This window comes from Bradyrhizobium sp. WSM471 (genome assembly GCF_000244915.1).
In the GTDB taxonomy this organism is placed as follows: Bacteria; Pseudomonadota; Alphaproteobacteria; order Rhizobiales; family Xanthobacteraceae; genus Bradyrhizobium.
In genome coordinates this window covers 5,278,897-5,301,729 of sequence record NZ_CM001442.1, presented here as the reverse complement: position 1 = coordinate 5,301,729, position 22,833 = coordinate 5,278,897, and the positions used below count along the sequence as shown (strand labels likewise).

At 63.8% G+C, this 22,833-nt stretch carries 20 protein-coding genes and 1 tRNA gene; 5 read left to right on the top strand and 16 right to left on the bottom strand.

Annotated features, from left to right (window positions below):
* Positions 1 to 111: 111 nt before the first annotated feature.
* The 8 genes from BRA471DRAFT_RS24000 to BRA471DRAFT_RS23965 form a co-directional block, all read right to left on the bottom strand.
* Positions 112 to 1,002, bottom strand: a complete 891-nt coding sequence (locus BRA471DRAFT_RS24000; RefSeq protein ID WP_007611887.1) for a crotonase/enoyl-CoA hydratase family protein — start codon at positions 1,000 to 1,002, stop codon at positions 112 to 114.
* A gap of 147 nt (positions 1,003 to 1,149) precedes the next feature.
* Positions 1,150 to 2,571 carry an amidase gene (locus BRA471DRAFT_RS23995; protein WP_007611886.1) on the bottom strand — a complete coding sequence of 474 codons (1,422 nt, stop codon included), beginning with the start codon at positions 2,569 to 2,571 and terminating at the stop codon, positions 1,150 to 1,152.
* Positions 2,564 to 3,736, bottom strand: a complete 1,173-nt coding sequence (locus BRA471DRAFT_RS23990) for a M20 aminoacylase family protein (RefSeq protein WP_007611885.1) — start codon at positions 3,734 to 3,736, stop codon at positions 2,564 to 2,566. Before BRA471DRAFT_RS23990 ends, BRA471DRAFT_RS23995 begins: the two co-directional genes overlap by 8 nt.
* A 13-nt stretch (positions 3,737 to 3,749) precedes the next feature.
* Positions 3,750 to 5,255, bottom strand: coding sequence for a M81 family metallopeptidase (locus tag BRA471DRAFT_RS23985; RefSeq protein ID WP_007611883.1), 1,506 nt, complete (start codon positions 5,253 to 5,255; stop codon positions 3,750 to 3,752).
* 297 nt (positions 5,256 to 5,552) lie between these two features.
* Entirely contained in the window at positions 5,553 to 7,202 is a 1,650-nt protein-coding gene (locus BRA471DRAFT_RS23980) for an ABC transporter ATP-binding protein (protein WP_007611876.1), read from the bottom strand.
* Positions 7,203 to 7,330: 128 nt separating this feature from the next.
* Positions 7,331 to 8,218: an ABC transporter permease gene (locus BRA471DRAFT_RS23975; RefSeq protein WP_007611875.1), complete on the bottom strand. Its 888-nt coding sequence runs from the start codon at positions 8,216 to 8,218 to the stop codon at positions 7,331 to 7,333.
* A gap of 21 nt (positions 8,219 to 8,239) precedes the next feature.
* Complete coding sequence (locus BRA471DRAFT_RS23970) at positions 8,240 to 9,181, bottom strand: ABC transporter permease (RefSeq protein WP_007611873.1); 942 nt, start codon at positions 9,179 to 9,181, stop codon at positions 8,240 to 8,242.
* A gap of 168 nt (positions 9,182 to 9,349) precedes the next feature.
* Complete coding sequence (locus BRA471DRAFT_RS23965) at positions 9,350 to 10,480, bottom strand: M20/M25/M40 family metallo-hydrolase (protein ID WP_007611870.1); 1,131 nt, start codon at positions 10,478 to 10,480, stop codon at positions 9,350 to 9,352.
* Between the two features lie 280 nt (positions 10,481 to 10,760).
* Between BRA471DRAFT_RS23965 and BRA471DRAFT_RS23960 the strand changes: the two genes are divergently transcribed.
* Complete coding sequence (locus tag BRA471DRAFT_RS23960; RefSeq protein WP_007611869.1) at positions 10,761 to 12,368, top strand: ABC transporter substrate-binding protein; 1,608 nt, start codon at positions 10,761 to 10,763, stop codon at positions 12,366 to 12,368.
* A gap of 87 nt (positions 12,369 to 12,455) precedes the next feature.
* Here the strand turns inward: BRA471DRAFT_RS23960 and BRA471DRAFT_RS23955 are convergent, their stop codons facing one another.
* The 5 genes from BRA471DRAFT_RS23955 to BRA471DRAFT_RS23935 form a co-directional block, all read right to left on the bottom strand.
* The gene (locus BRA471DRAFT_RS23955) at positions 12,456 to 12,599 is read right to left on the bottom strand and encodes a hypothetical protein (RefSeq protein ID WP_007611868.1); all 144 of its coding nucleotides are present in this window, start codon (positions 12,597 to 12,599) and stop codon (positions 12,456 to 12,458) included.
* 53 nt (positions 12,600 to 12,652) lie between these two features.
* Positions 12,653 to 13,903, bottom strand: coding sequence for a multidrug effflux MFS transporter (locus BRA471DRAFT_RS23950; RefSeq protein ID WP_007611867.1), 1,251 nt, complete (start codon positions 13,901 to 13,903; stop codon positions 12,653 to 12,655).
* A 353-nt stretch (positions 13,904 to 14,256) separates the two neighbouring features.
* Positions 14,257 to 15,114 carry a hypothetical protein gene (locus BRA471DRAFT_RS23945; RefSeq protein ID WP_007611865.1) on the bottom strand — a complete coding sequence of 286 codons (858 nt, stop codon included), beginning with the start codon at positions 15,112 to 15,114 and terminating at the stop codon, positions 14,257 to 14,259.
* A gap of 19 nt (positions 15,115 to 15,133) precedes the next feature.
* A complete protein-coding gene (locus BRA471DRAFT_RS38450) occupies positions 15,134 to 15,496 on the bottom strand; it encodes a hypothetical protein (protein WP_007611854.1) in 363 nt (120 codons plus the stop codon).
* A 340-nt stretch (positions 15,497 to 15,836) separates the two neighbouring features.
* A tRNA-Leu gene (locus BRA471DRAFT_RS23935) sits at positions 15,837 to 15,925 on the bottom strand.
* Positions 15,926 to 16,114: 189 nt separating this feature from the next.
* On the opposite strand from BRA471DRAFT_RS23935, the gene BRA471DRAFT_RS23930 reads away from it, so the two are divergent.
* Complete coding sequence (locus BRA471DRAFT_RS23930) at positions 16,115 to 16,534, top strand: hypothetical protein (protein ID WP_007611853.1); 420 nt, start codon at positions 16,115 to 16,117, stop codon at positions 16,532 to 16,534.
* Between the two features lie 25 nt (positions 16,535 to 16,559).
* Here BRA471DRAFT_RS23930 and BRA471DRAFT_RS23925 read toward each other — a convergent pair whose 3' ends face one another.
* Positions 16,560 to 17,762: an FAD-dependent monooxygenase gene (locus BRA471DRAFT_RS23925; RefSeq protein WP_007611852.1), complete on the bottom strand. Its 1,203-nt coding sequence runs from the start codon at positions 17,760 to 17,762 to the stop codon at positions 16,560 to 16,562.
* 19 nt (positions 17,763 to 17,781) lie between these two features.
* The gene (locus BRA471DRAFT_RS23920; protein ID WP_007602543.1) at positions 17,782 to 18,027 is read right to left on the bottom strand and encodes a zinc-finger domain-containing protein; all 246 of its coding nucleotides are present in this window, start codon (positions 18,025 to 18,027) and stop codon (positions 17,782 to 17,784) included.
* A gap of 305 nt (positions 18,028 to 18,332) precedes the next feature.
* On the opposite strand from BRA471DRAFT_RS23920, the gene BRA471DRAFT_RS23915 reads away from it, so the two are divergent.
* Both BRA471DRAFT_RS23915 and BRA471DRAFT_RS23910 read left to right on the top strand, forming a co-directional pair.
* Entirely contained in the window at positions 18,333 to 19,469 is a 1,137-nt protein-coding gene (locus tag BRA471DRAFT_RS23915) for a hypothetical protein (RefSeq protein ID WP_007611851.1), read from the top strand.
* A gap of 34 nt (positions 19,470 to 19,503) precedes the next feature.
* Complete coding sequence (locus BRA471DRAFT_RS23910) at positions 19,504 to 20,259, top strand: alpha/beta fold hydrolase (protein WP_007611849.1); 756 nt, start codon at positions 19,504 to 19,506, stop codon at positions 20,257 to 20,259.
* Here the strand turns inward: BRA471DRAFT_RS23910 and BRA471DRAFT_RS23905 are convergent.
* Complete coding sequence (locus BRA471DRAFT_RS23905; RefSeq protein ID WP_007611848.1) at positions 20,245 to 21,618, bottom strand: hypothetical protein; 1,374 nt, start codon at positions 21,616 to 21,618, stop codon at positions 20,245 to 20,247. The genes BRA471DRAFT_RS23910 and BRA471DRAFT_RS23905 overlap by 15 nt on opposite strands.
* A gap of 275 nt (positions 21,619 to 21,893) precedes the next feature.
* On the opposite strand from BRA471DRAFT_RS23905, the gene cysE reads away from it, so the two are divergent.
* On the top strand, positions 21,894 to 22,718 hold the full coding sequence (gene cysE, locus BRA471DRAFT_RS23900; protein ID WP_007602549.1) for a serine O-acetyltransferase: 825 nt from the start codon (positions 21,894 to 21,896) through the stop codon (positions 22,716 to 22,718).
* Positions 22,719 to 22,833: the final 115 nt, after the last annotated feature.

Sequence of the window (22,833 nt, the reverse complement as noted above, 5' to 3'; positions counted from 1 at the left end):
CTATTACCGTCATTCCGGGGCGCCCGTAGGGCGAACCCGGAATCTCGAGATTCTCAGGTGCGCAAGTGCGCACCAGAGTTCTCGCTTTGCGAGCCCCGGAATGACGGCGAGCTACTTATACTCCCGCTCGGTCCACCACGGGAAATAGTCGGGCATGTCGCTCGATACCTTGTTCTTGAACTGCGCAGGGCGCTTTTCCAGGAACGACACCACACCTTCCTTGACGTCCTCGGAGCGGCCGCGGGCGTAGATGCCACGGCTGTCGACCTTGTGCGCTTCCATCGGATCGTCGGCCCCCATCATGCGCCACATCATCTGGCGGATCAGCGCCACCGACACCGGCGCCGTCTTCGCCGCGAATTCCTTGGCGAGCGCGCGGGCCGTCGGCAGCAGATCGTCTGGGGCTACGACCTTGCTGACGAGGCGACCGGCGAGGGCTTCCTGCGCCGGGAAGACGCGGCCCGAATAGCACCATTCCAGCGCCTGCGAGATGCCGACGATGCGCGGCAGGAACCAACTCGAGGCGGCCTCGGGCACGATGCCGCGCTGGGAGAACACGAAGCCAAAGCGCGCGGCCTCGGACGCGATGCGGATGTCCATCGCGAGCTGCATGGTGACGCCGATGCCGACCGCGGGACCGTTCACCGCGGCAATCACCGGCTTCAGGCATTTGAAGATGCGCAACGTCACCTGGCCGCCGCCGTCGCGCACCTGGGAATCGCTGTAGTCGACCTTGCCGTCGGCGAAGCGTTTGACGGGCCCGCGCCGCGCGTCGCGATCGAAAGTGTCGGCGCCAGACGAAAGGTCTGCGCCCGCGCAAAAACCGCGGCCGGCGCCTGTGACGATGATGGCGCGGACGTCGTCGTCCTTGTCGGCGGCGTCGAACGCGTCGATCAGCTCTCCTTGCATCTGCGCGTTGAAGGCGTTGAGCTTGTCGGGCCGGTTCAGCGTGATGGTGAGGATCTGCTCGGCGACCTCGTATTTGATCGTCTCATACGCCATGGTGGTTTCCTTCCTTTTCTTTGTTATTGGTTGCTACGCAGCCTGCCGTCATGCCCGGGCTTGTCCCGGGCATCCACGTACTTGCTTCGGTGCAAGCGTATAGACGTGGATGGCCGGGACAAGCCCGGCCATGACGGAGTATGTAGATTACTTCGCCGGAGGGCTCGGCCAGGGCTTCTGCGGCCCGCGCAGGCTTTCAAATGCCTTGGCCATGCCAAGCACGCCGATATCGTCGAAGCGGCGGCCGACGATCTGCACGCCGATGGGAAAACCCTTGGGGTCGAAGCCGCCGTTAATGGAGATCGCCGGATTTTCCGACATATTCCATGGCACGGTATAGGCGATGTGTTCGAACGGCTTCATGGGATCGTTGGTCGGCGAGGCCCACTCCGCCGGATAGTTCACGTTCGGCGCGGTCGGCGAGATCACATAGTCGAGCTCGCAGAACAGCTTTGATGCCGCAGCGCGGATTGCCATGGTCTGGTTGAAGCCCCTGATGACGTCGACACCCGAGAGCTTCGCGCCGGATTCGCCCCACTTGAAAATGTAGGGCAGCACCTTTGCCTGTTCGGCGGGCGTCAGCTTCGACAGATCATCCCACATCCGTGCGCGCCAAAAGTTGTCGAGGCCGTCGAGCATCTCGCGCGTGAGGATGCCGTCGACCTCGGTGACGACGGCCCCTGCGGATTCGAACGCTTTCGCCGCCTTCACAGCGACCTCGCGCACTGGTTTCTCCAGCGCCAGGCCAACGCCGGGATCGAGCATCAATCCGATGCGGAGTTTGCGCGGGGATTTCTCCGGCACCTTCCAGTTGAGGGGCTCCGCGGGCAGGCTCGTGCCGTCGCGCCGGTCGGGTTTTGCGATCACGCTCATCATCAGCGCGCAATCGTCGACTGTGCGGGTCATGGGACCGGCGACGCGGCCGACGTAGGTGGGATCGATCGGCACGCGGCCAAAGCTCGGTTTCAACCCGACAAGGCCGCACCAGCCCGCGGGCAGCCGGACCGAGCCGCCGATATCGGTCCCGAGATGCAGCGGACCATAGCCGGCCGCCGCCGCGGCGCCCGCGCCGGCGCTGGAGCCGCCGGGATTCTTGGAGAGGTCCCAGGGATTGCGCGCGAGCGCATGAAAGCTGGAGAGCCCCGAGGACAGCATGCCGTAATCGGGCATGGTGGTCTTGGCGAAGATGATCGCACCGGCCTCGCGCAGGCGCGCGGCCGGTGGTGCGTCCTTCTCGGCCGGCACGAGCTTGACGCTGGCCGCGCCCAGCGGCACCGGCACGCCCTTGGTCGCGATATTGTCCTTCACCGTCACCGGCACGCCGTCGAGCGCGCCGGACGGCTCGCCCCCGGACCAGCGTGCGGTCGAGGCCTTCGCGGCCTCGCGCGCACCGTCGGGATCAAATGCATAAAGCGCCTTGAGGTGCGGCTCCCACGCGGCGACGTGCGCGAGTACGTCTTCCAGCACCTCGCTCGGCGAGAACTGCTTGGCGCGATAGCCCGCGATCAGGTCGACCGCGGAGAGATCGTGCAGCGAGGTGACTTCCTCTTCGACACCCTTTTTATGCATGGGCACCCACCGGCATACGGGTCTCGATGATCCGGGCGAACATGCTGGCACCGATCGGCAGGATCTTGTCGTCGAGCACGAAGCCGGGATTGTGCACGGGTACCGAGCCGTCGTGGCCGACCCAGAAATAGGCGCCGGGAATGGTTTGCAGCATGTCGGCAAAATCCTCGCTGCCCATCTTCGGCTGGGCGCGGGTGATCACGTTGGCGGGGTCGACGATGGTGCGCGCGACCTCCTCGACCACCTTGGACTGCTCGACCTGGTTGACCAGCACATCGAAGGTGTCGCGGATGTCGACGTCGATCACGCACTGATAGGCGCTCGCGATGCCGGCGCAGATCGTGCGAATGCGTTCGCTGATCAGAGTGCGGACTTCTTTCGAGAAAGTGCGGATGGTGCCGCAAAGATGCGCGTCGCCGGGGATGACGTTGTACGCCGAACCGGCGTGAATCTGCGTGATCGAGACGACGGCGGCCTGCAGCGGCTCGACGTTGCGGCTGACAATGGTCTGGATCGCCTGCGCCAGCGTGGTCGCGATGATCACGGCGTCCTTGGAGCGTTCGGGCATCGCGCCGTGCGCGCCATAGCCGGTGATGCGGAGATCGAAGAAGTCGGCGCTGGCCATCGCAGGGCCGGGCAGGATCGCGATCTCGCCGTGGTTGAGGTCGGGCGCGTTGTGCAGGCCGTAAAGCTCGTCGCACGGAAATTTCTCAAACAGCCCGTCCTTGATCATGGCGCGGGCGCCGCCGAGGCCTTCCTCGGCCGGCTGGAAGATCAGGTGTACTGTACCGTCGAAGTTTTTGGTCTCGGCCAGGTAGCGCGCGGTTCCGAGCAGCATGGTGGTGTGGCCGTCATGGCCACAGCCGTGGAAACGGCCCGGGATTTTCGAGCTCCATTTCAGATTGGTGTTCTCCTCCATCGGCAGCGCGTCCATGTCGGCGCGAAGCCCGATACGCTTGCCGCCCGAACCCTTGCCCTTGATGACGCCGATCACGCCGGTGCCGCCGAGACCGCGATGCACCTCGATACCCCAGCTCTTCAGCTTGTCCGCGACGATTCCGGAGGTGCGCACTTCCTCGAACCCGATTTCCGGATGGGCGTGAAGGTCGCGCCTGATAGCTGTGAGTTCGTCGGCATAGCCGTCGATGCGGTCGATCGTGGGCATGTGTTCTGTCCAGTTAGCGTGAGGAGGGAGTGAAAACCGGGCCGTTCGGCTTGATGCGGATGCCCGGCCGTAGGCGCGTCCATGGCAGCGTGGCTGTGTCGGCGGGCATCGCGCCGGGGGCGGCGCAGATCATCAGCTTTTCCGCGATCGGCTCGAAATCGGCGCGGAAGTGCACCGAGCTCTTGTTGACCAGAATCTTCTCTTCGGTCGGTTCGATGCCGACATAGCGGTACATCGCCTGGTCGGCGAGTTGCGCCTTGTGCGAGGAGACGACGATTCGGACATCGCCGATCCGCAGGCAGGCGGAGGGGCCCATCTCCATCTCTCGGCCGCCATAATAAGGCCCGGGCGCGATGAAGCGGCCGTCGGAGAGCTTTTCGACCACGAAGGTTTCGCGATAGGGCTCGTCGCCGGGAATGCCGGACTTGCCGCCGAGCGACAGCGAGACGGTCGCCCCGACGCCGGCTTCATGCGCGGCTTTCGCCGATGCCGGATCGTAGATCGCGCCGGTCGCAGCACTCGCCTTGTTGCGCACCAGCGCGCGCAGCATGCCCGTCGTGTCGGAATCGCCGCCGGCGCCGGGATTGTCCTGGGTGTCGGCGATGATGATCGGCTTGCTCGCGCCCTTCGAGAGTTCCATCGCGTGACGCACGCCGTCATCGGGTGACCAGATCTTGCCGTCGAAATCGTCCTCGTGGCTCTCGATCAGCTTCACGATCGCATCCGCCGCGCGGTCGGCATCGGCTTGCGTCTTGCCATAGGCGAACACGCTCGGCCCGCAATCGCGAAAATCGGCGGCGGGGAAGCCGGGCGCGAAGGACAGCGTCGGAACCGCGTCGCTCTCCAGCGCGGCAAGTTTTTCGTAGATGCCCTTGGTCGGCTGGTCGTTGGTGCACTGCCAGCTGATCGGGATCAGGAACGGCAATTGCCGGAAGGCCTTTGCGAGACGCTGCTTTGTCTTCAGAAGCAATGCGAGATGTTGCGCGCAGGCGCGGCCGGTCTCGGCCATGTCGACATGGGGATAGGTGCGGTAGGCGATCAGCGCGTCCGCATGCTCCATCATCTCGGGGGTGACGTTGGCGTGCAGATCGAGGCTGGTGACCAGCGGAATGTCCTTGCCGATGACGCGTCGCACGCGCGCCAGGATCTCGCCTTCGCCGTCGTCGAGATGTTCCGTGACCATGGCGCCGTGCAGATCGAGATAGACGGCGTCGATCGGGCCGGCGGCCGCGATGCCGTCGATCATCGCTTTGACAATGCGCTCGAAGGCGTCCCTGGTGACGTGCGCCGAAGGACTCGCGCCGCAGGCAATTGTCGGAACGAGTTCCCAGCCGTTGGCCTCGGCGCTGTCGACGAAACCGGCGAGACCGACATTGATGCGGCGCATCACCTTCAGCACGTCGGGACCTTGCGTCATCGCCGGCCAGCCGCCGCCGTGCTGGAAGTCCGCGAAGGTCGCCTTCGTCGGAGCGAAGGTGTTGGTCTCGTGCAGGAAGCCGCCGACGGCGATGCGTGTCATCAACTCAAGTCCAGCAATTGAAAGTGCGCGACGTTAGCCCTGTGCTTGCGGCGAGAGCAAGCCGGGAAGCAATCGCGCCGCGCATAGGGTCAAGCCATTTTGGGATTGCTGCGGATGCGTGGGTGTTGGAGCTAAAGACGCCACCACGCTCTCGGTGTCGTCCCGGCGAAGGCCGGGACCCATAACCCCAGGGAGCAGTTTGGCGAAGACTGGATGTTTGGGATTGGCGCCGCACGCGATCGATAGATCACGCGGTATGGGTCCCGGCCTTCGCCGGGACGACAGCGGAGAGTGTTGCTACAGAGTGGCCGCCACGCCCTCGGCCACCGGCCGGAAGTTCGCAAAATCCCAGCCGCGGCCTGGCGCTGCCTCGAGCAGGGCTCTGGTGTACGCTTCCTTCGGATGCGTCAGCACTTCGGCGGCCGGACCCTGCTCGACGACGCGGCCGTGCTGCATCACCACGACCTCGTCGCAGATCTGTGCTGCGACGCGCAGATCGTGAGTGATGAACAGGATGGCGATGCCGAGCCGCTTCTGGATCTCGTCGAACAGTTCCAGCACTTGCGCCTGCACGGAGACGTCGAGGGCGGAGACCGCCTCGTCCGCCACCAGCACGTCGGGATCGAGCGCGAGCGCGCGGGCGATCGCAATGCGCTGACGCTGGCCGCCGGAGAACTGGTGCGGATAGCGCGCGACCGCATCGGCGGGCAGGCCGACCAGCTCGAGCAACTCGCGGGCACGCTTCATTGCGTCGGCATGCGACATGCCGTAATTGATCGGGCCTTCCGCGATGCTTTCGCCGACGGTGACGCGCGGGTTGAGCGAGCGGTAGGGGTCCTGGAATACGATCTGGATCTTCTTCCGATGCGGCTGCAACAGCCGCCGCGAGATGTCCGAGATCTCGCGGCCGGAGAGGCGTACGCCGCCGGAGGTCGGGTCGATCAGGCGGACGATGCAGCGCGCCACGGTCGATTTGCCTGAGCCGCTCTCGCCGACGATGCCGAGCGTGCGGCCCTTGCGCAGCGTCAGCGTGACTTTGTCGGCAGCGACGACTTCACGGCCTTTACCGAAGAACGCGCGCTCGCGGTAGACCTTGCCGAGTTCGTTGGCCTCCAGCACCACCGGTTCCTTGGTCTCAGGCCGTGCCGCGCGCGGCACCAGGCTCGGCACTGCGGAGAGCAGGTTGCGGGTGTACTCCATGGTCGGATTGCGCAGGATGGAATCCAGCGTTCCGGTTTCGACCAGTCGGCCCTGCCGCATCACCGCAACGCGGTCGGCGATTTCGGCGACCACGCCCATGTCATGGGTGATGAACAGCACGGCGGTGCCGTGATCGCGCTGGAGATCGCGGATCAGGGTCAAAATCTGCTTCTGCGTTGTCACGTCGAGCGCGGTGGTTGGTTCGTCGGCGATGAGCAGCTTCGGTTCGAGCACGAGTGCCATCGCAATCATGATGCGCTGGCGTTGACCGCCGGAGAGTCGGTGAGGGTAGGAGGCAAAGATGCGCTCGACTTGGGGCAGGCGGACCTGCTCCATCATGTCGAGGATGCGCTTCTTGCGCGCTTTCGCATCGAGTTTGGTGTGCGCGCGCAGGACTTCGTCGATCTGGCGGCCGACCGGCATCACCGGATTGAGTGCCGTCATCGGCTCCTGGAAGATCATCGCCATCCGGGTCGCGCGGAGTTGCCGCAGGCGGCGGTCGGTCGCGGTGAGAATCTCCTCGCCGACCAGCTTGACGCTGCCGCCGGTGGGAATCAGCGTGCCCTTCGGCAGCAGACCCATCGTGGTCAGGGAGGTCACCGACTTGCCCGAGCCGCTTTCGCCGACGAGGCACAGCGTCTCGCGCTCGTGCACCTGGATCGAGATGCGATCGATGATGTTTGCAGCATTCGGCTTCTTGCCGACGGATACGACGAGGTTGTTGATGTCGAGGATGGGGCTGGTCATCAGGTTACTCCGTCGTCATTGCGAGGAGCGAAGCGACGAAGCAATCCAGAAATCTGTCCGCGGATGCAGACTGGATTGCTTCGCTTCGCTCGCAATGACGGAACAAGGGGCACGGCCGGCGAGACAAATCATTTGCCTTCCCGCTGCTTCATGCGCGGATCGAGTGCGTCGCGGGCGGCGTCGCCGATCAAATTGATGCTGAGGATGGCGATCGAGAGCAGCAGGCCGGGCCAGAAGATCAGCGTCGGCTTGAGCTGGAAGTACTGACGGCCCTCGGCCATGATGTTGCCCCAGGTCGGCGTTTCCGGCGAGATGCCGGCGCCGAGGAAGGAGAGGATGGCCTCGGTGAGGATCGCGGACGCGCAGACGTAACTGCCCTGCACGATCAGAGGTGCGATCGTGTTCGGCATCAAATGCCGCCACATGATCTTTGGCAGGGATGTGCCGACCGAGATCGCCGCTTCAACATAGGGCTCTTCGCGCGCCGACAGCACGACCGAGCGCACCAGGCGTGCCACGCGCGGAACCTCGGGGATCGTGATCGCGATCAGCACGGTCCAGAGGCTGGCGCCGGACAGCGACACCACGGCGATTGCCAGCAGGATGCTCGGCATCGCCATCAGGCCGTCCATGATCCGCATCATGACGGAATCGACCAGCTTGAAGAACCCGGAGACGAGGCCGATCGCCAACCCAATGACGATCGACATGATCGCCGAGCCGATGCCGATCAGAAGCGAAATGCGCCCGCCATACATGACGCGCGACAGCAGGTCGCGGCCATAGGCGTCGGTGCCGAGCAGGAACTGCGCCGAAGAGGGCTTCAGCCGCTGCGAGGGCGCAAGCTGGATCGGATCATACGGCGCGATCAACGGAGCCAGGATTGAGATCAGCACAACCAGCGCCAGGCAGATGGTCGCTGCCGCGATGATCGGCGTCGAGGTCAGGAATCCGAAGCGCGGCCGCAGCGGCGACGTGATCGGGATGGACGACTGGGGAAGGGTATCGACCGACATTTTTTGTTGTTATCCTTAGCCCTAGTACCGGATCCGGGGATCGAGCAGCGTGTAGGCGACGTCGATAAGGAGGTTGACGACGACGTAGATCAACGACGTCAGCAAGATCATCGCCTGGATCACCGGATAGTCGCGCGCCAGCACCGCATCCACTGTGAGGCGGCCGATGCCGGGGATGTTGAACACGCTCTCGGTGACGACGACCCCGGAGATCAGAAGCGCAAAGCCGGTACCGATCACCGTGATCACGGGCACGGCGGCGTTGCGCAGCGCATGGCGCATCATCACGGCGACTTCGTTGATGCCTTTTGCGCGCGCGGTGCGGACGTAGTCCTCGCCGAGCACGTCGAGCATCGCCGCGCGCGTCATGCGCGCGATCAACGCGATGTAGATGAAGGACAGCGCACAGGTCGGCAGAATGATGCGCTCGAAGAACGGCCCAAAACCGTTCGAGATGCTGCGGAAGCCCTGCACCGGCACCCAGCGCAGGTCGATCGCGAAGATCTCGATCAGGATGTAGCCGACCACGAACACCGGCACCGAGAAGCCGAGCACGGACAGGCCCATCACGAAACGGTCGATCCAGGTGCCGTGCTTCCAGGCCGCGATCACGCCCAGGGGAACAGCGACGATGACGGCGAGGATGATGGTCGACAGCGCAATCGAGATCGACGGCTCGACCCGCTGGCCGATCATCTTCATCACCGGAAGGTTGGAGATGAGTGAAGTTCCGAGATCGCCATGCAGCAGCTTGTTCAGCCAGGTGATGAACTGCACGATCAGCGGCTCGTTGAGGCCCAGCGAGGTGCGGATGCGCTCGAGCCGCTCCGGCGTGGCGTTGTCGCCGGCAAGAATCGCGGCGGGATCGCCCGGGGTGAGGCGGAGCAGGAGGAAGACGAACAGCGCCACCACGCCCATCACGGGCACGGCGGCGAGAATTCGGCGAAGGAGATATCCGAGCAAGTTGGATCCCGTCAGATTAGAGTCAAATCAGAGACAGCGGCTGGAGCCTGGGGTTCTGCCACCAGCCTAACATTTCAGCAATTCCCATGCCATCCGGGCCGCGGTTTTTGCAGTGCGGTCACCCCGCTTTGGTGACCTGGCCCGGTTTTGGTGACGTGGCTCGCGCCATTACTCGAGCGTCGCGAGCAGCCCCGCCATCAGCCGGCCGCGTTCGACCAGACTTTCGACCTCGATATACTCTTCGAGCGTGTGGCCGTTGCCGCCACGCACGCCCAGGCCGTCGAGAGTCGGGATGCCCATTGCGCCGGTGAAATTGCCGTCGGAGCCGCCGCCGGCGCTCCCATGCGGCAGTTCTGCGCCGAGCGACTTGGCGATAACGCGTGCCTGTTCATAAAGCGCCATGGTGCCGGCATCGGGCTCCCAGACCGGACGTGTCACGCCGCGCGTCACCTTGAAGGTGACATCATTGGTTGTACCGGAGAGCGCCAGCATCCTCTCCACACCGCGATCGAGGTCGGCTTGGCGTTTGGCCATCGAAAGCGCTTCGCCGGTGGCGGTCGTGGCAACGCAATTGACCCATTGACCCCCGTGCACGACGCCGACCGAAAACGTGCAGTCCTCGCCCGTCATCGCGTCGATGGCGAGGATTTGCCGCGCCATCTCGCGGATAGCAGAGCGGCCCGCCGACAAGGTCGCCCCGGCGTGGCTGGGCCGGCCGATCGCCTCGAGATTGAAGCGCGCGATGGCGTAACGTCCGGTGGTGACACCGTTGTCAGCGCGCCCGGGCTCGGGCACCAGCACGTATTTGTTGCGCGCGGCCTCCGCCTCGATGATCTCGCGCGTGGAGGGTGTGCCGACTTCCTCGTCGGGCGTGAACAGCACGGTGATCGGCAGCGGCGTCGTGAACGAGGCGCGGGCCAGTTGCCGGATCGCTTCCAGCGAAAGATAATTGCCGCCCTTCATGTCGTAGATGCCGGGTCCGTAGCACTTACTGCCCTCTCGGCGCCATTTCAGCTTCTCGATGGTGCCCGTGGGGTGGACGGTATCCATGTGTCCGGCGATCAGGATGCCCGGCTCGCCCTGCTTCGGATGCGGAAAGCGGGCGCGGATCACGCCGCCAAAGCCCTGGCGACCGGCAATGCGCTCGATCGTCGCACCCATGATCGCCATCTCCCGCGCCGCGATATCGAGCATGCGGTTCACGGCGTTCGCGTCCCAGGTCGGGCTTTCGCATTCCACCCAGCCGCGTAGACCCTGGAGCATTGCTTCGGAATCGAAGGGAAGATTGGCTGGATTCATCTCAATGTCTCTCCAATGTCTCTTGGGCTTCGGAACATGGAACGCGCATTGCATCGGCGCAGGGCAGGACAGGCGGAGAGCGTTGTAGAGCCAAACCGATCCTTGTGGAGCCCGTGCGCGCGCCGCTTGGGCTTGCAGCGAAACCGGATTGACGCGCTCGGCACTGTCTGCAAGTCTCGAAAAGATAAAGGCATTGCATGAGGTTAGTTCGCCTAAAGAACGAACCGGATGCTCAATCGATAACCTGCCTTTGAACAGTTTCACGTCAGGAGAAGTTTTTATGTTTAAGTTGATGCGCCGGGGGCCTCGCGCGTTCGCCTCCAAACTTGCGCTGTCGGTCGTCGCGCTTTCGACCGCACTGGCCTCGCCGGTGCTTGCGGCCGGCAAGACCATCACGGCGGTGATGCACTCGGATCTGCGCATCATCGATCCGATCTTCACCACGGCCTACATCACGCGCGACCATGGCTACATGATCTACGACACGCTCGTGGCGCCCGATTCGAACTTCAAGATCCAGCCGCAGATGGCGGACTGGAAGATCTCCGACGACAAGCTCACCTACACGTTCACGCTGCGCGACGGCCTGAAGTGGCATGACGGTGCGCCGGTGACGGCGGAGGACTGCGTTGCCTCGCTCAAGCGCTGGGCCGCAGTCGACGGCATGGGCCAGAAACTGCTCGACTTCACCGCGAGCATCGAGGCGACCGATGCCAAGACCATCACGCTGAAGCTAAAGGAGCCCTACGGCCTCGTGCTCGACTCGATCGGCAAGCCGTCCTCCCGCGTTGCCTTCATGATGCCGAAGCGCCTCGCCGAGACGCCGCCGGACAAGCAGATCCCCGAGCAGATCGGTTCGGGTCCTTTCAAGTTCGTGCAGTCGGAATTCCAGCCAGGCGTGAAGGCGGTCTACGTCAAGAACACCGATTACGTGCCGCGCAAGGAGCCGTCGAGCTGGACCTCCGGCGGCAAGGTGGTGAAGGTCGACCGTGTCGAGTGGATCACCATGCCGGACTCGCAGACCGCGGTGAACGCCTTGCAGTCGGGCGACATCGACTTCGTGGAAAATCTTCCCTACGACATGCTCCCGTTGCTGGAAGCGAACAAGGAGATCACGATCGAGGTCTCGAACAAGTTCGGTTTCCAGACGCTCGGCCGAATGAACTTCCTTCATCCGCCGTTCGACAATGTCAAAGTGCGCCGTGCTGCCTTGCTGGCGATAAACCAGAAGGACGTTCTCGACGCGCTCGTCGGCAACGCCAAATATCAGAAGATTTGTGGTGCCTTCTTCGTGTGCGATACGCCGTTCGCGACCGAAGTCGGCGGGGAGACGCTGGTGAAGGGCAACGGCATGGCCGAAGCCAAGAAGGCGCTCGCCGAATCCGGCTATGATGGCACCCCGATCGTGATCATGGCCCCCGGCGATGTAACGACGCTGAAGGCACAGCCGATCGTTGCGGCTCAGTTGCTGCGCGAGGCCGGCTTCAAGGTCGACCTGCAAGCGACCGATTGGCAGACGGTCGTGAGCCGCCGCGCCAGCCAGAAGCCTCCGAAGGAGGGTGGCTGGAACATGTTCTTCACGAACTGGGTCGCGGCCGACGTCTCCAACCCGATCGCCAATCTCTCGATCGGCGGCCAGGGCAAGAAGGGCTGGTTCGGCTGGGCCGAGAACGCCAAGATCGAAAAGCTCAAGGACGACTTCGTTCGCGCCGCCTCGCTCGACGATCAGAAGAAGATCGCTGCTGACATCCAGAAGGAAGCCTATGAGCAGGTGATCTACATCCCGCTGGGGCAGTATCTCCTGCCGAGCGGCTGGCGCAAATCGCTGACCGGCGTGCTCGACGGTCCCGCGACCCCGTTGTTCTGGAACGTCGACAAGTCGGAGTAGGGCGAAGGCTCCTGGTCTAAAAGCGAAACGGCGCCGTGGATCCCTCCGCGGCGCCGTTTCCATGAAGCGGTACTGGCTCGACCTCTTCTAGCAGTGGCTGTCGCGCAGCTGCTCGAGCCCTTCACCTGCGAACGGCAGGCTTCTGTCCGGCTGCTGCTCAGAAACCGGTTGCCGTGGGGCGGGCCGCTCGATCTCGCGCGCGGGCTGGTCGAATCTGCTCTCGGGTTCCATCTCGCCTTCCTCTCGAATGTTGCAGTACAACATCGAGAGCGCCGCGAAGTTCCTCACCCGATGGCGCGATGATGCGGCTTGAACAGCCGTCCCCTCTCCACCACCAGCACGATCGCGAGCGCGGCGAGTGACGACACGAAAAAGCCGACCGAGAACGGCAGCAGCGTGCCGTCGAAGCTTTGTCCGATCGCCATGCCGATGGCGATGCCGATCAGCGTGGTGATCGAGCCGTAGAGCGAGGACGCCGTGCCGGCGATATGGCCCTGCGGCTCCATGGCGAGCGCGGTGAAGTTCGCGACCATCATGCCGAACGAGAACATCATCAGCGCCGAAAGCACCATGAACAGGGGAAGTGGCAACGCGCCAAGGCTTTCCGTCAGCAGCATCACGCCTGCCACCGTGGTGTAGAGCGTCAGGGCGCCGTGCGAGATCACGCGCATGCCGAGGGTCCCGACGAATCTTGCGTTGAGAAAGCCGGCAATGGCGGTGCCGGCCGCGATCGCGGCGAAGGCCAGCGGAAAATAATGGCCGAGGTGATAGATGCCGACAAAAACTTGCTGAGCCAAAAATACGTAGGCGAACAGCGCGCCCATGACGCTGCCGGCTGCGAGCGCGTAGCCGAGGGTTTGGCGATGGGTCACGGTCTGCCAATAGGCCGTGAGCACGTCGGCCGGGGCAAGCGACCTGCGTTCGCTCTCGGGCAAGGTCTCCGGAAGCCGCAGCACGGACCATGCGAGCGCGAGCAGACCGTAGAGCATCAGCACGACGAAGATGCCGCGCCACGCCGTCACCAGCAGCACCGCCTGTCCGAACGAGGGGGCGATCACGGGGACCGCGATGAAGATCATCATCGCAAGCGACATCACGCTCGCCATGCGGCGGCCGACGTAACAGTCGCGCACGATCGAGGTCGCGATCACGCGCGTCGCCGAGGTGCCGAAGCCCTGCAGTGCTCGCGCCAGCAGCAGCGTCTCGAACGAAGGCGCGGCAATCGCCAGCACGCTCGCCACCGCATAGACCGCCATCCCGCCGAGCAGCACCGGGCGGCGGCCGAAGCGATCCGACAACGGGCCCATGACGAACTGACCCGCGCCAAAGCCGATCAGGAAGGTCGACAGCACCAGTTGAAGATGATTGGCGTTGGGAATCTGGAAGGCTGCCCCGATATTGGGCAGCGCCGGCAGCATCATGTCCATCGCAAGCGGATTCAGCGCCATGATCGACGCGATCACGATGACGAATTCGGGAAAACCCATCGGACGGTGTCCCGAGGACACCCAATCGTCGGCATTGACGTCGGACAAGAAGCGCACCTCTGATTTTCAGAGGTCTTATCTATTGCCGATGTTGCGTCGCACAACCCATGTTTCGGGATAGCTGGCAGGCGTGGCGGATGCGGACAAGCCTTGCTGAGGTCGCCATCGACCCGCGACGGGTCATCGAAAGCAAAAGACGGCTGGCGTCTTCGATCTTGTAGGAGAGGTCGGCAGCCGTGGGCCGACGTGTAGAGCGCGCGATGCCGGCTTCCCAAGCTTGAAGCGCTCGCCGTGTCGAAACAGTATCCGCCGCGCCGTGTTGGGATTGTAGTCGAACATTCGGTCGATGATGCGGCATTCGCAGGTTGCGAGTCTCATGCAGGTCGCGATCGGTGCGACGATTATCTAAAGATGCGCCACAGCAAGCCCGCCTGCACGACTTGTATATTATTCACAAGCTGCGCAACCCGGTCCGGGTCGGATTCATAGACCAACGCAAAGTTGTTTTCATAATCTGCATTCGAGGGCGAAAATACCCGTACGACCACTACGCGAGCGCCACGACGATTTACATTGAAGCTGAGCGGGCCGTCCTGAGGCGAACCATTCGCTGGGTACGGGGTGAAGCGGATCAGGCGGTTGTCGAGCGTCTTGTATTTGACCTGCAATTGCGGATCGTAAGCACGGGACGTTCGAAACCAGCGGCGATCGTCCCAGGAATCGTGAATCCCGCCCTGCGGAGTGCCGTGCCACTTGCCAACCTTGTCATCAACGTTTTGGAGAGTGCCATCGGTATGCAAGCTATCCCACGTGTCGTGATCGAGTTCATCGGACGATAGGCTCTTGTCGTCATACGGGGGAAGGATCTTTCCGTCGCGTACGAACGCGCCCTTGCGCCTCAGAACAATCGAGCTGCTCTGCGGGTCGTCGTAGAAGCCGATAACTTGAACGCCGAGGTAGGTGGGCACGGCGGTATCTGTATCTGTCGCGCGGTGATTGACGATAACGCGAACGCATTCATCGGCGAGGCCCCAATAGATCGCGCCGCTCTTGACCAAGTAGGACCGTCGACCGGTCAGGCTCGTTGTGCCGCAGCCGCTTTTGACGATCAGACCAGACTGCGCCGCGGGCTGCCGCAGAAACTCGCTTCCATAGGTGGATTGCTCATTGAATACGAACGCGGCGCCGTATTGCGCATGAACCGCATCGGAGACACAGACGGCCGCAACTATCAGAAACGCTCGTAGAAGGAAGCGCATGGTGGACCTCGTATGACAGTCAGTCTTGGCGAGACGTGGGTACTAGCGGAATTGCGACGGTGACGAGAATCAAGACGACGCCGAGGACGACCGGGTTAATCATCTCGCTGCGGGTCGATGAGATGTTCAATGCCCAGATCGGGAAGGACGCTGTTGTGAAAGCAATCTGGAGAACGTTTGTTACATTCTGTATTTTCCAGAGGTACAAGGCACAAAACACCGTCAGAACGACGAGCGAGGCCCAGATGGGTGGGCTGAAGCCCTCTCCTGCAGGTACGAGCGAGTTGATCGCCAAGTACGCCGCTGACACCTCGGCTGGAATTAGCTTTGCTAGTTTGGCGGGATAGGAATCAGTCTCGTTGTCAACTTGGCGCCCGGGCATGTCATCTCCCAACGGAGAGCTTAAATCGCTAAAATAATACGTCTCAAGGTTGCACAACCGTGGGCGGTAGTAAAGTCTGCTTTACGTCCGGAGGACGCAGGGTTCGGTGGCAGTGCGCTAAAGCTCGCGTAATGAACACGCTGCTGAAGCTCAACCCGAGCCGGCTGACCAGGACGTTCAGTCACGGTGCGATCTGCACGATACTGCAGAGGGCCTCATGGAGATCGCATCGGCTCCTTTGGATGGGTTATTCTCGATATTTTGATGAGCTACCGGAGGGCCGGTCGTGACCGCAGAGCAATCAACAGCAGCGCGGGCCTGATCTTGGCCCCGTTGATCGTGGTGCGGGCAGCCGGGATCGAACCGGCACAGCGCTTGCGCACCGAGGGATTTTAAGTCCCTTGCGTCTACCAATTCCGCCATGCCCGCTTGATCCAACGAGATCAGCCACTTAAGTCCCTTACCGGCGGTCTGGAATTGGCGTTTGCAGGCCGGAGGGGCGGTTCTTCCTTAGGCGAGCCGGCGGCACAAGGCAAAGCCTCAATCCGGACATTTGTTGTTGCTTTAGGCATTCTCAATCCAGGGGGACTATTGATCCGGCATGTCAGCTTTCATCCAATGCCTGCTTTGATCCAATATCGCCTGCGCACATGCTGCGTGGCCGTCGCGCTGCTCGCGGCCGGCTTCGCGCTGTCCGGCTGCGCAGGCATGAGCGAGACGGTCGCTCCGGCCTTTGCGGATCCCGCCAAGTACGAATTGTACGATTGCAAGCAGCTCGAAGGCGAGCGCAAGTCGCTCGCCAGCCGGACCGGCGATTTGCAGAGACTGATGGACAAGGCACAGACCGGTGCGGGCGGCGCCGTGGTGTCGGAGCTTGCCTATCGCAACGAGTACATCGCGGTACGCGGGCAGGCGCAGATGGCCGAGGACGCCTGGCGCCGCAACAAGTGCCGGGAAACGCCGCTCGAGGCGACGCCGGCCGCTGCGCCGGCGCCCACAGCCAAGCCTGCTTCGAACAAGCCAAGAGCCGTGCGCTGAAACATCCTGCCGCCAGCGCCTCGCATCAGGGCCGCCAGCCGTAGATCCAGTCCTGCCGTGCCAGCATGCGTTCCGGGCCGAGCGCCCGGACCGCAAGATCGCGCGCGAACGCGAGCGGCCCAGTGAAATGATAGATGCGGCCCTGCTGCCGCGCAGTCCGCTGCACCCGCCGCACGCGCGCCTGCCGCGTCCGGCCGTATTGTCTCAGCGCAGCCGTGATGCCCGCGGTGCTCTCGGCGGCCTCAGGGCTCAAATGCTGCGCGAGCACAGCGGCGTCCTCGATCGCCATGCCGGCGCCCTGGGCCGCAAACGGCAGCATCGCATGCACGGCGTCGCCGAGCAGCGCGACCGGGCCTTTGCTCCAGGGGCAGTCGTCAGGCACGCCGAACAGCGCCCATTTCCGCCAGCTCTCCACCGTGGCGAGCATCATGCGCGCCGGCGGCGGCCAGCGCGGCGCGGCGAAGGCGTCCATCACCTCGCGGGGATCGCCGGGCGTGCTCCAGCCCGGTCTGTTCCAGGTGCCCGGCAGCACCGCGACCACGTTGATCTGGCGTCCGCCCGCGATCGGGTAGGCGACGAGATGGGCATTCGGGCCCATCCAGAGCTGAACCCGGCGCGCGGTGTAGTCCTTCGGCAGTTGCGTGGCATCGAGCGTACCGCGCCAGGCAATCAGCCCGGAGAAGCGCGGCTGCACCTCGGGAAACAGATGCTGGCGCACCGTCGACCAGATGCCGTCGGCGCCGATCAGCGCACTGGCAAGATCGCTGCGCCGGATCGTGCCGCTGCGATGGACGACCGTCAGCCCCTTGGCGTGAGGCGCGACGTCTTCGAAGGTCGCGCCCAGTTTCAGGTCGATATCGGGATGGTCGGAGACTGCGCCGGCAAGGGCGGATTGCAGGTCGGCGCGGTGCACCACCCAATAGGGGGCGCCGGCGCGCGCGGCGGCGGCTTCTCCCAGCGGCATGCGCAAAAGCTCGCCGCCGGCCCGCGCGCTCATGATCGAGACTGCCTCCGGGATCACGGCGCGCAGCTTGAGGCGCTCGGTGAGGCCGAGCTCGACCAGCACGCGGCTGGCATTGGGAGAGAGTTGCAGACCGGCGCCGACTTCCTCGAGCCGCTCGGCCTTCTCCAATACGACAATGCGGAAGCCGCGGGCCGCGAGCGCAAGCGCAGCCGTCAGTCCACCGATGCCGGCACCGGCGATGACAATCGTTCGGGAGAGCGCCACCCGTGGCCGATGGAAGCGGTCAGGCCACCTTGTCCTTCAGGACGCATTCCGGCGGACGGGCTTCGCCCGCCTTCAGGTCGGCGGCGAAACGGTACAGCGTCGAGCAATAGGGGCAGATGATCTCGTTGTCGTTGCCGAGGTCGAGGAAGACGTGCGGATGATCGAACGGAGGATTCGCGCCCACGCACATGAACTCTTGCGAGCCGATTTCGATGACGGGGACACCGGCATCGTTGTGGAAGTGCGGGACGACATGGTCGGACATCGTACTCATCCTGGAGTGGCAATGGCGGCAGACAACAATCATGACTGACGCGGCATTATTAAGGCGCCGCGGACCATACTGGTGGGTGTAGATGATTGCTAGTCCAGCGGAACCGAAAGCTCCGCAATGCCCCATGCTCATTTGCTCATGCAAATTCGACACAATCTTGCGGCCTGAGAGAAGCCCTTCTTTCGTCGGGGACGTTGTGTCGCAATTTTGGCATACTATGTCTGCGGACGCGTGTAATTGCGACGAAAGACGAACCGTCAGGCGTCAACGATCTCAGGACCGTCCAGGCTCTCCGCATGAAGTGGTTGCGAATCAGCACTACGTTGACCGGTATCGCGGCATGCGGCTTCATGCTCGCGCAGGTAGCACCGCATGCCCGCGAGGCCGGCGCGATTCTGGCCGCCCAAGACGATCCCGCCGCGCTCTCCGAGATCAAGCTCGACGCGCTGCTGCGGCACAACGACCGCCTGATTCAGGACAACATCGAGGTCGCGCTCGCATCGGGCGATGCCGATCTTGCCGACAGTTTTGTCGCGCTGGCGCGCGACCGCAACATCGGGCTGTCTGACGACCTCCTGAGCCGTGTCAGCGACGCGGTCAAAGCCGAAAACTCCACCTCGCATTTCGCAAAACGGTTTGCCACCGGTCTCGTCACCGGCAACGCGGACGATGTTGCGAGCTTGTCGGGAACCGTGGCCGGCGATCTCTTCGTCATCGGCGACATCAGGGACGTCGTGCGCGAGGGCAAGCACCTCGCCATGGGCGAGGAGACCGATCGCCTGGTGCTGGGCCTTGCCGCCGCCGGTCTCGCGGTCACGGCCGTGACCTACGTCTCCGTCGGCGGTGCCGCGCCGGTTCGCGCGGGGCTGACGCTGGTGAAGGACGCGCGAAAAGTGGGCCAGCTCGGCGAGGGATTAGCGACCTGGGCCGGCCGGTCCGCGCGCGAGGTCGTCGATACGCCGATGCTCCAGAACGCGGTTGCCTCCGGCTCCGTGTTGCGGCCGGGCGAGACCGTCAGCGCGATCAAGGCCGCGTTCCGCGCCGAGAAGGCTGGCGCGCTGGTTCGGCTCGGCAAGGATGTCACGCGCGTCGTCGAGAAGACCGGCACGCGCGGCGCGATGGATAGTTTGCGCATCGCCGAAGGTCCCAAGGACGTCGCACGCGCGGTGCGGCTCGCGGAAGCGCAGGGCGGCAAGACGCGCGCGATCCTGAAGCTGCTCGGCCGCGGCGCGCTGCTGCTGATCGGCGGGGCGTTCAATCTTGCACTCTGGCTGTTCGGTGCGGCCTTGACACTGTTCGGCCTGTTGTCCTCGATCAAGGCGACAACGGAGCGCCTGACCCAGGCCTGGTGCGATCGCAGACGGGCGCGGCGACTTCGCCAGGCGCGGATCGCCGCCGAAGTCGTTCCGGCAAGCGCTGCCGTCACGGCCTAAGATACCTCTTCCCCTCAAGATTGCGGAACTGATGATGCCGAGCTTTCACAACGGCGCCGTTGAAATTGCCTATCTCGACGAAGGCGAGGGTGATCCGATCATCCTGGTGCACGGCTTTGCCTCCAGCAAGAACGTGAACTGGGTCTATCCGACCTGGGTCTCGGAGCTGCGCAAGAACGGCCGCCGCGTCATTGCGCTCGACAATCGCGGCCATGGCGAAAGCGCAAAGCTCTACGAGCCGGCGCAGTACTCGATCCCGACCATGGCCGGCGACGTGCTCGCGCTGATGGATCATCTCGCCATCCCGCAGGCCGATCTCATGGGCTATTCGATGGGCGGGCGGATGACGGCCTGGCTCTCCCTCAACGAGCCGCAGCGCCTGCGCTCGGCAATCCTCGGCGGCATCGGCATCGGCGGCCTGATCGAGGGCACCGGGCCCGGCGAGAACGTCGCCAAGGCGCTGGAAGCGCCCTCGCTCGACGACGTCTCCGATCCCGTCGGGCGCACGTTTCGTGCTTTTGCAGACCAGACCCGTTCCGACCGCAAGGCGCTCGCCGCCTGCCTGCGCGGCACGCGCGATCTCATGACGAAGGACGAAGCCGCGCGCATCGACGTGCCGGTGCTGATCGCGGTCGGCAGCACCGACGACGTCGCGGGTTCGGCCAGTGCACTCGGTGCCATCATCCCGGGTTCGGAAGTGCTCGACATTCCGAACCGCGATCACATGCGGGCGGTCGGCGACAAGGTCTACAAGACCGGCGTGCTCGATTTCCTGTCACGCCGCGGCTGAGGTCGCGTCCGCGGCCTCGTCGCCGAACGAGCGAAACAGCGCAATCAGCACTGTGAAGGTCGCAACCCACACCATTCGCGCGCCGTAGCGATCATGGGGGCCGGAGATGACGGCGCAGATGAAGGCATTGCCGAGCAGCGCCAGCGTGACGGTCGCTGCCAGCAGCGTCAGATCGTCCAGCCGGCGATGTGCGAGCGCGTGGCCAAGCAGCACGAGGAGCGCCAGCATCGAGGCCAGCGCGACGGGCACGTGCAGCCAGTTGACGTAGTCGAAGTCGAGGGCCCAATGCTGCTGGCGCGCCGCGCGCATTGGCGCGACCTGCGCGGGGATGTAGCGCTCGATGATGCCATAGGTGTGCGGGATCCAGACACTTGCGCCTTCGCCGGTCGCCACATGCAGCAATTGCTGGCCCATCGCCCGCAACGCCGCGCCGGCCTGCCAGGCCGGATAGTCGGCGAGCGAACCCACGACGATGGTGCCCATCTCGTCGTTCATGCCTTCGAAGCGGCCGAGCGTGTTGAACATGCTCTTGCCCCACAGGAATTCGTCGGCGGTCGCCGGCAATTGGTCGCGATAGGGGCAGAGCTTGAGTTTTTCGCGCGGGCAATGGTCATGGAGATAACGCGCAACGATGCCGTCCTGCATCATGCGACCGAAGGCGACGCCGGTGCCGCCGGGCGTCCAGGCCCATTTGCCCGACAAGGCATGGTTCGCCGACACCAGCATCAGGCCGCCGGCGACGATGGTGAGGCTCGCTTGGGCCAATCCGGCGATCGGAAGCCGGCGCCCCAGCAATGGCCGCGCCATCCAGCCGGCGACGCAGAGCCCGAGCAGCACGCCGAGCGTGGCGCTGTGGGTCGCGGCGGCAAAGGCGGTGAAGACGAACAGCGAGATTTTTTCGAGCGCCGAGGTCCGCTGCCCACCGATGACCAGCAGGAATAGCGACAGCACCGACAGGCCTGCAAAAATGTCTGTGAGCAACATGCTCGCAAGCCAGGGCAGCGCAGTCGACAGGATCAGGAGCAGGCTGATCGCGACGAAGCGGAATGTCTGCATCAGGCCGAGCACGCGCAAGGTGAGCTGCAGCAGCCACAGCGTCGTCAGCGACTGGACCGCGAGGTTGATCCAGAAACCAGAACTCTCGCCATAGTGCAGATAGATGCCGAACATCGTGGAGCGGCTCGGGACGAGATAGCCCTCGTACCAGCGCGCCAGATAGCCTCCAGTATCCCATTGCAACAGCGGATAGCCGTTCCAGAACGCCGGCGCGATCATCACGAGCGGCAGGGCGGCCGCGGCGAGCCGCAGCCAGAGTGAACCCGCGGCGCCCGCGCGCGCATGATCGGTGGTGATGGTCAAATCCGCTCCGTCCTCACTCGGACCATGCCCGCAATAACGGTTGAGGCGGAATTCACCAATAGTTTGACGCCGCCCCGCTTGAATTTGGCGAAACCCTGACCATTTTGAGCCGACCTTGCCCCCCGGAGTGTCGGAAGAAAGTGTTTTGATTCAACGCGTTGGTATACTTCCGCGGGGCAACGCACTGTTCACTCTCAGGCAAGCCCGTCAGGACTTTGTCGCCTAGACTGTGTTATAGAACCACCGAAACGAGCCAATTCGAAAGAGCAGATCTCATGGCAGTGCATCAGGTCAATCCGGGAGGAAAGCTCGCAACGCTTGATCCGATCTGGGATCGGATCCGCGGCGAAGCGGAGGACATCGTCCATCGCGAGCCGGAGCTTGCGACCTTCATCTATTCGACGGTGCTGCATCACAGCCGCCTGGAAGATGCGGTTATCCATCGTGTCGCCGACCGGCTCGATCACTCCGCTCTGTCGGGCGATCTCGTGCGCCAGACCTATGACGAGGCGCTGCGCGACGATCCCGATCTCGGCAACGCCTTCCGCGCCGATCTCGTCGCCGTTTACGACCGCGACCCCGCGACCTCGCGCTTCATCGATCCCTTGCTCTATTTCAAGGGCTTTCACGCCATCCAGACCCACCGCCTCGCGCATTGGCTTTATCTGAAGGGCCGCAAGGATTTTGCGTATTATCTGCAGAGCCGGGCGTCTGCGGTATTCCAGACCGACATCAATCCCGCGGCGCGCATCGGCCGCGGCATCTTCCTCGATCACGCCACCGGTTTCGTCTGCGGTGAGACGGCACTTATCGAGGACGACGTCTCGATCCTGCATGGCGTCACGCTCGGCGGCACCGGCAAGGAGAACGAGGACCGTCATCCGAAAATCCGCCACGGCGTCCTGATCGGGGCCGGCGCGAAGATCCTCGGCAACATCGAGATCGGTCATTGCGCGCGCATCGCGGCGGGCTCGGTCGTGGTCAAACCCGTGCCGCACAACGTCACGGTCGCAGGCGTGCCCGCCAAGGTCGTCGGCGAAGCCGGCTGCGCCGAGCCGTCGCGCACCATGGATCAGATGATCAACGCCATGGGACTTTGAGACGGGACTTCGAGCTTGTCGGAAGGGCGGGGTTTTCCACCTCTTTCGGCCCCCAAATTCTTTGGCAATTCATGCTGGCGGTTGGTCGCGTCTCGTCCTAAAACCCGCGCCAACC

Bases quoted from the DNA above. Each gene is read 5' to 3' on its own strand.
- BRA471DRAFT_RS24000 (WP_007611887.1), bottom strand. From the start codon at position 1,002: ATGGCGTATGAGACGATCAAATACGAGGTCGCCGAGCAGATCCTCACC.
- BRA471DRAFT_RS23995 (WP_007611886.1), bottom strand. From the start codon at position 2,571: ATGCATAAAAAGGGTGTCGAAGAGGAAGTCACCTCGCTGCACGATCTC.
- BRA471DRAFT_RS23990 (WP_007611885.1), bottom strand. From the start codon at position 3,736: ATGCCCACGATCGACCGCATCGACGGCTATGCCGACGAACTCACAGCT.
- BRA471DRAFT_RS23985 (WP_007611883.1), bottom strand. From the start codon at position 5,255: ATGACACGCATCGCCGTCGGCGGCTTCCTGCACGAGACCAACACCTTC.
- BRA471DRAFT_RS23980 (WP_007611876.1), bottom strand. From the start codon at position 7,202: ATGACCAGCCCCATCCTCGACATCAACAACCTCGTCGTATCCGTCGGC.
- BRA471DRAFT_RS23975 (WP_007611875.1), bottom strand. From the start codon at position 8,218: ATGTCGGTCGATACCCTTCCCCAGTCGTCCATCCCGATCACGTCGCCG.
- BRA471DRAFT_RS23965 (WP_007611870.1), bottom strand. From the start codon at position 10,480: ATGAATCCAGCCAATCTTCCCTTCGATTCCGAAGCAATGCTCCAGGGT.
- BRA471DRAFT_RS23960 (WP_007611869.1), top strand. From the start codon at position 10,761: ATGTTTAAGTTGATGCGCCGGGGGCCTCGCGCGTTCGCCTCCAAACTT.
- BRA471DRAFT_RS23955 (WP_007611868.1), bottom strand. From the start codon at position 12,599: ATGGAACCCGAGAGCAGATTCGACCAGCCCGCGCGCGAGATCGAGCGG.
- BRA471DRAFT_RS23945 (WP_007611865.1), bottom strand. From the start codon at position 15,114: ATGCGCTTCCTTCTACGAGCGTTTCTGATAGTTGCGGCCGTCTGTGTC.
- BRA471DRAFT_RS38450 (WP_007611854.1), bottom strand. From the start codon at position 15,496: ATGCCCGGGCGCCAAGTTGACAACGAGACTGATTCCTATCCCGCCAAA.
- BRA471DRAFT_RS23930 (WP_007611853.1), top strand. From the start codon at position 16,115: ATGCCTGCTTTGATCCAATATCGCCTGCGCACATGCTGCGTGGCCGTC.
- BRA471DRAFT_RS23920 (WP_007602543.1), bottom strand. From the start codon at position 18,027: ATGTCCGACCATGTCGTCCCGCACTTCCACAACGATGCCGGTGTCCCC.
- BRA471DRAFT_RS23915 (WP_007611851.1), top strand. From the start codon at position 18,333: ATGAAGTGGTTGCGAATCAGCACTACGTTGACCGGTATCGCGGCATGC.
- BRA471DRAFT_RS23910 (WP_007611849.1), top strand. From the start codon at position 19,504: ATGCCGAGCTTTCACAACGGCGCCGTTGAAATTGCCTATCTCGACGAA.
- cysE (WP_007602549.1), top strand. From the start codon at position 21,894: ATGGCAGTGCATCAGGTCAATCCGGGAGGAAAGCTCGCAACGCTTGAT.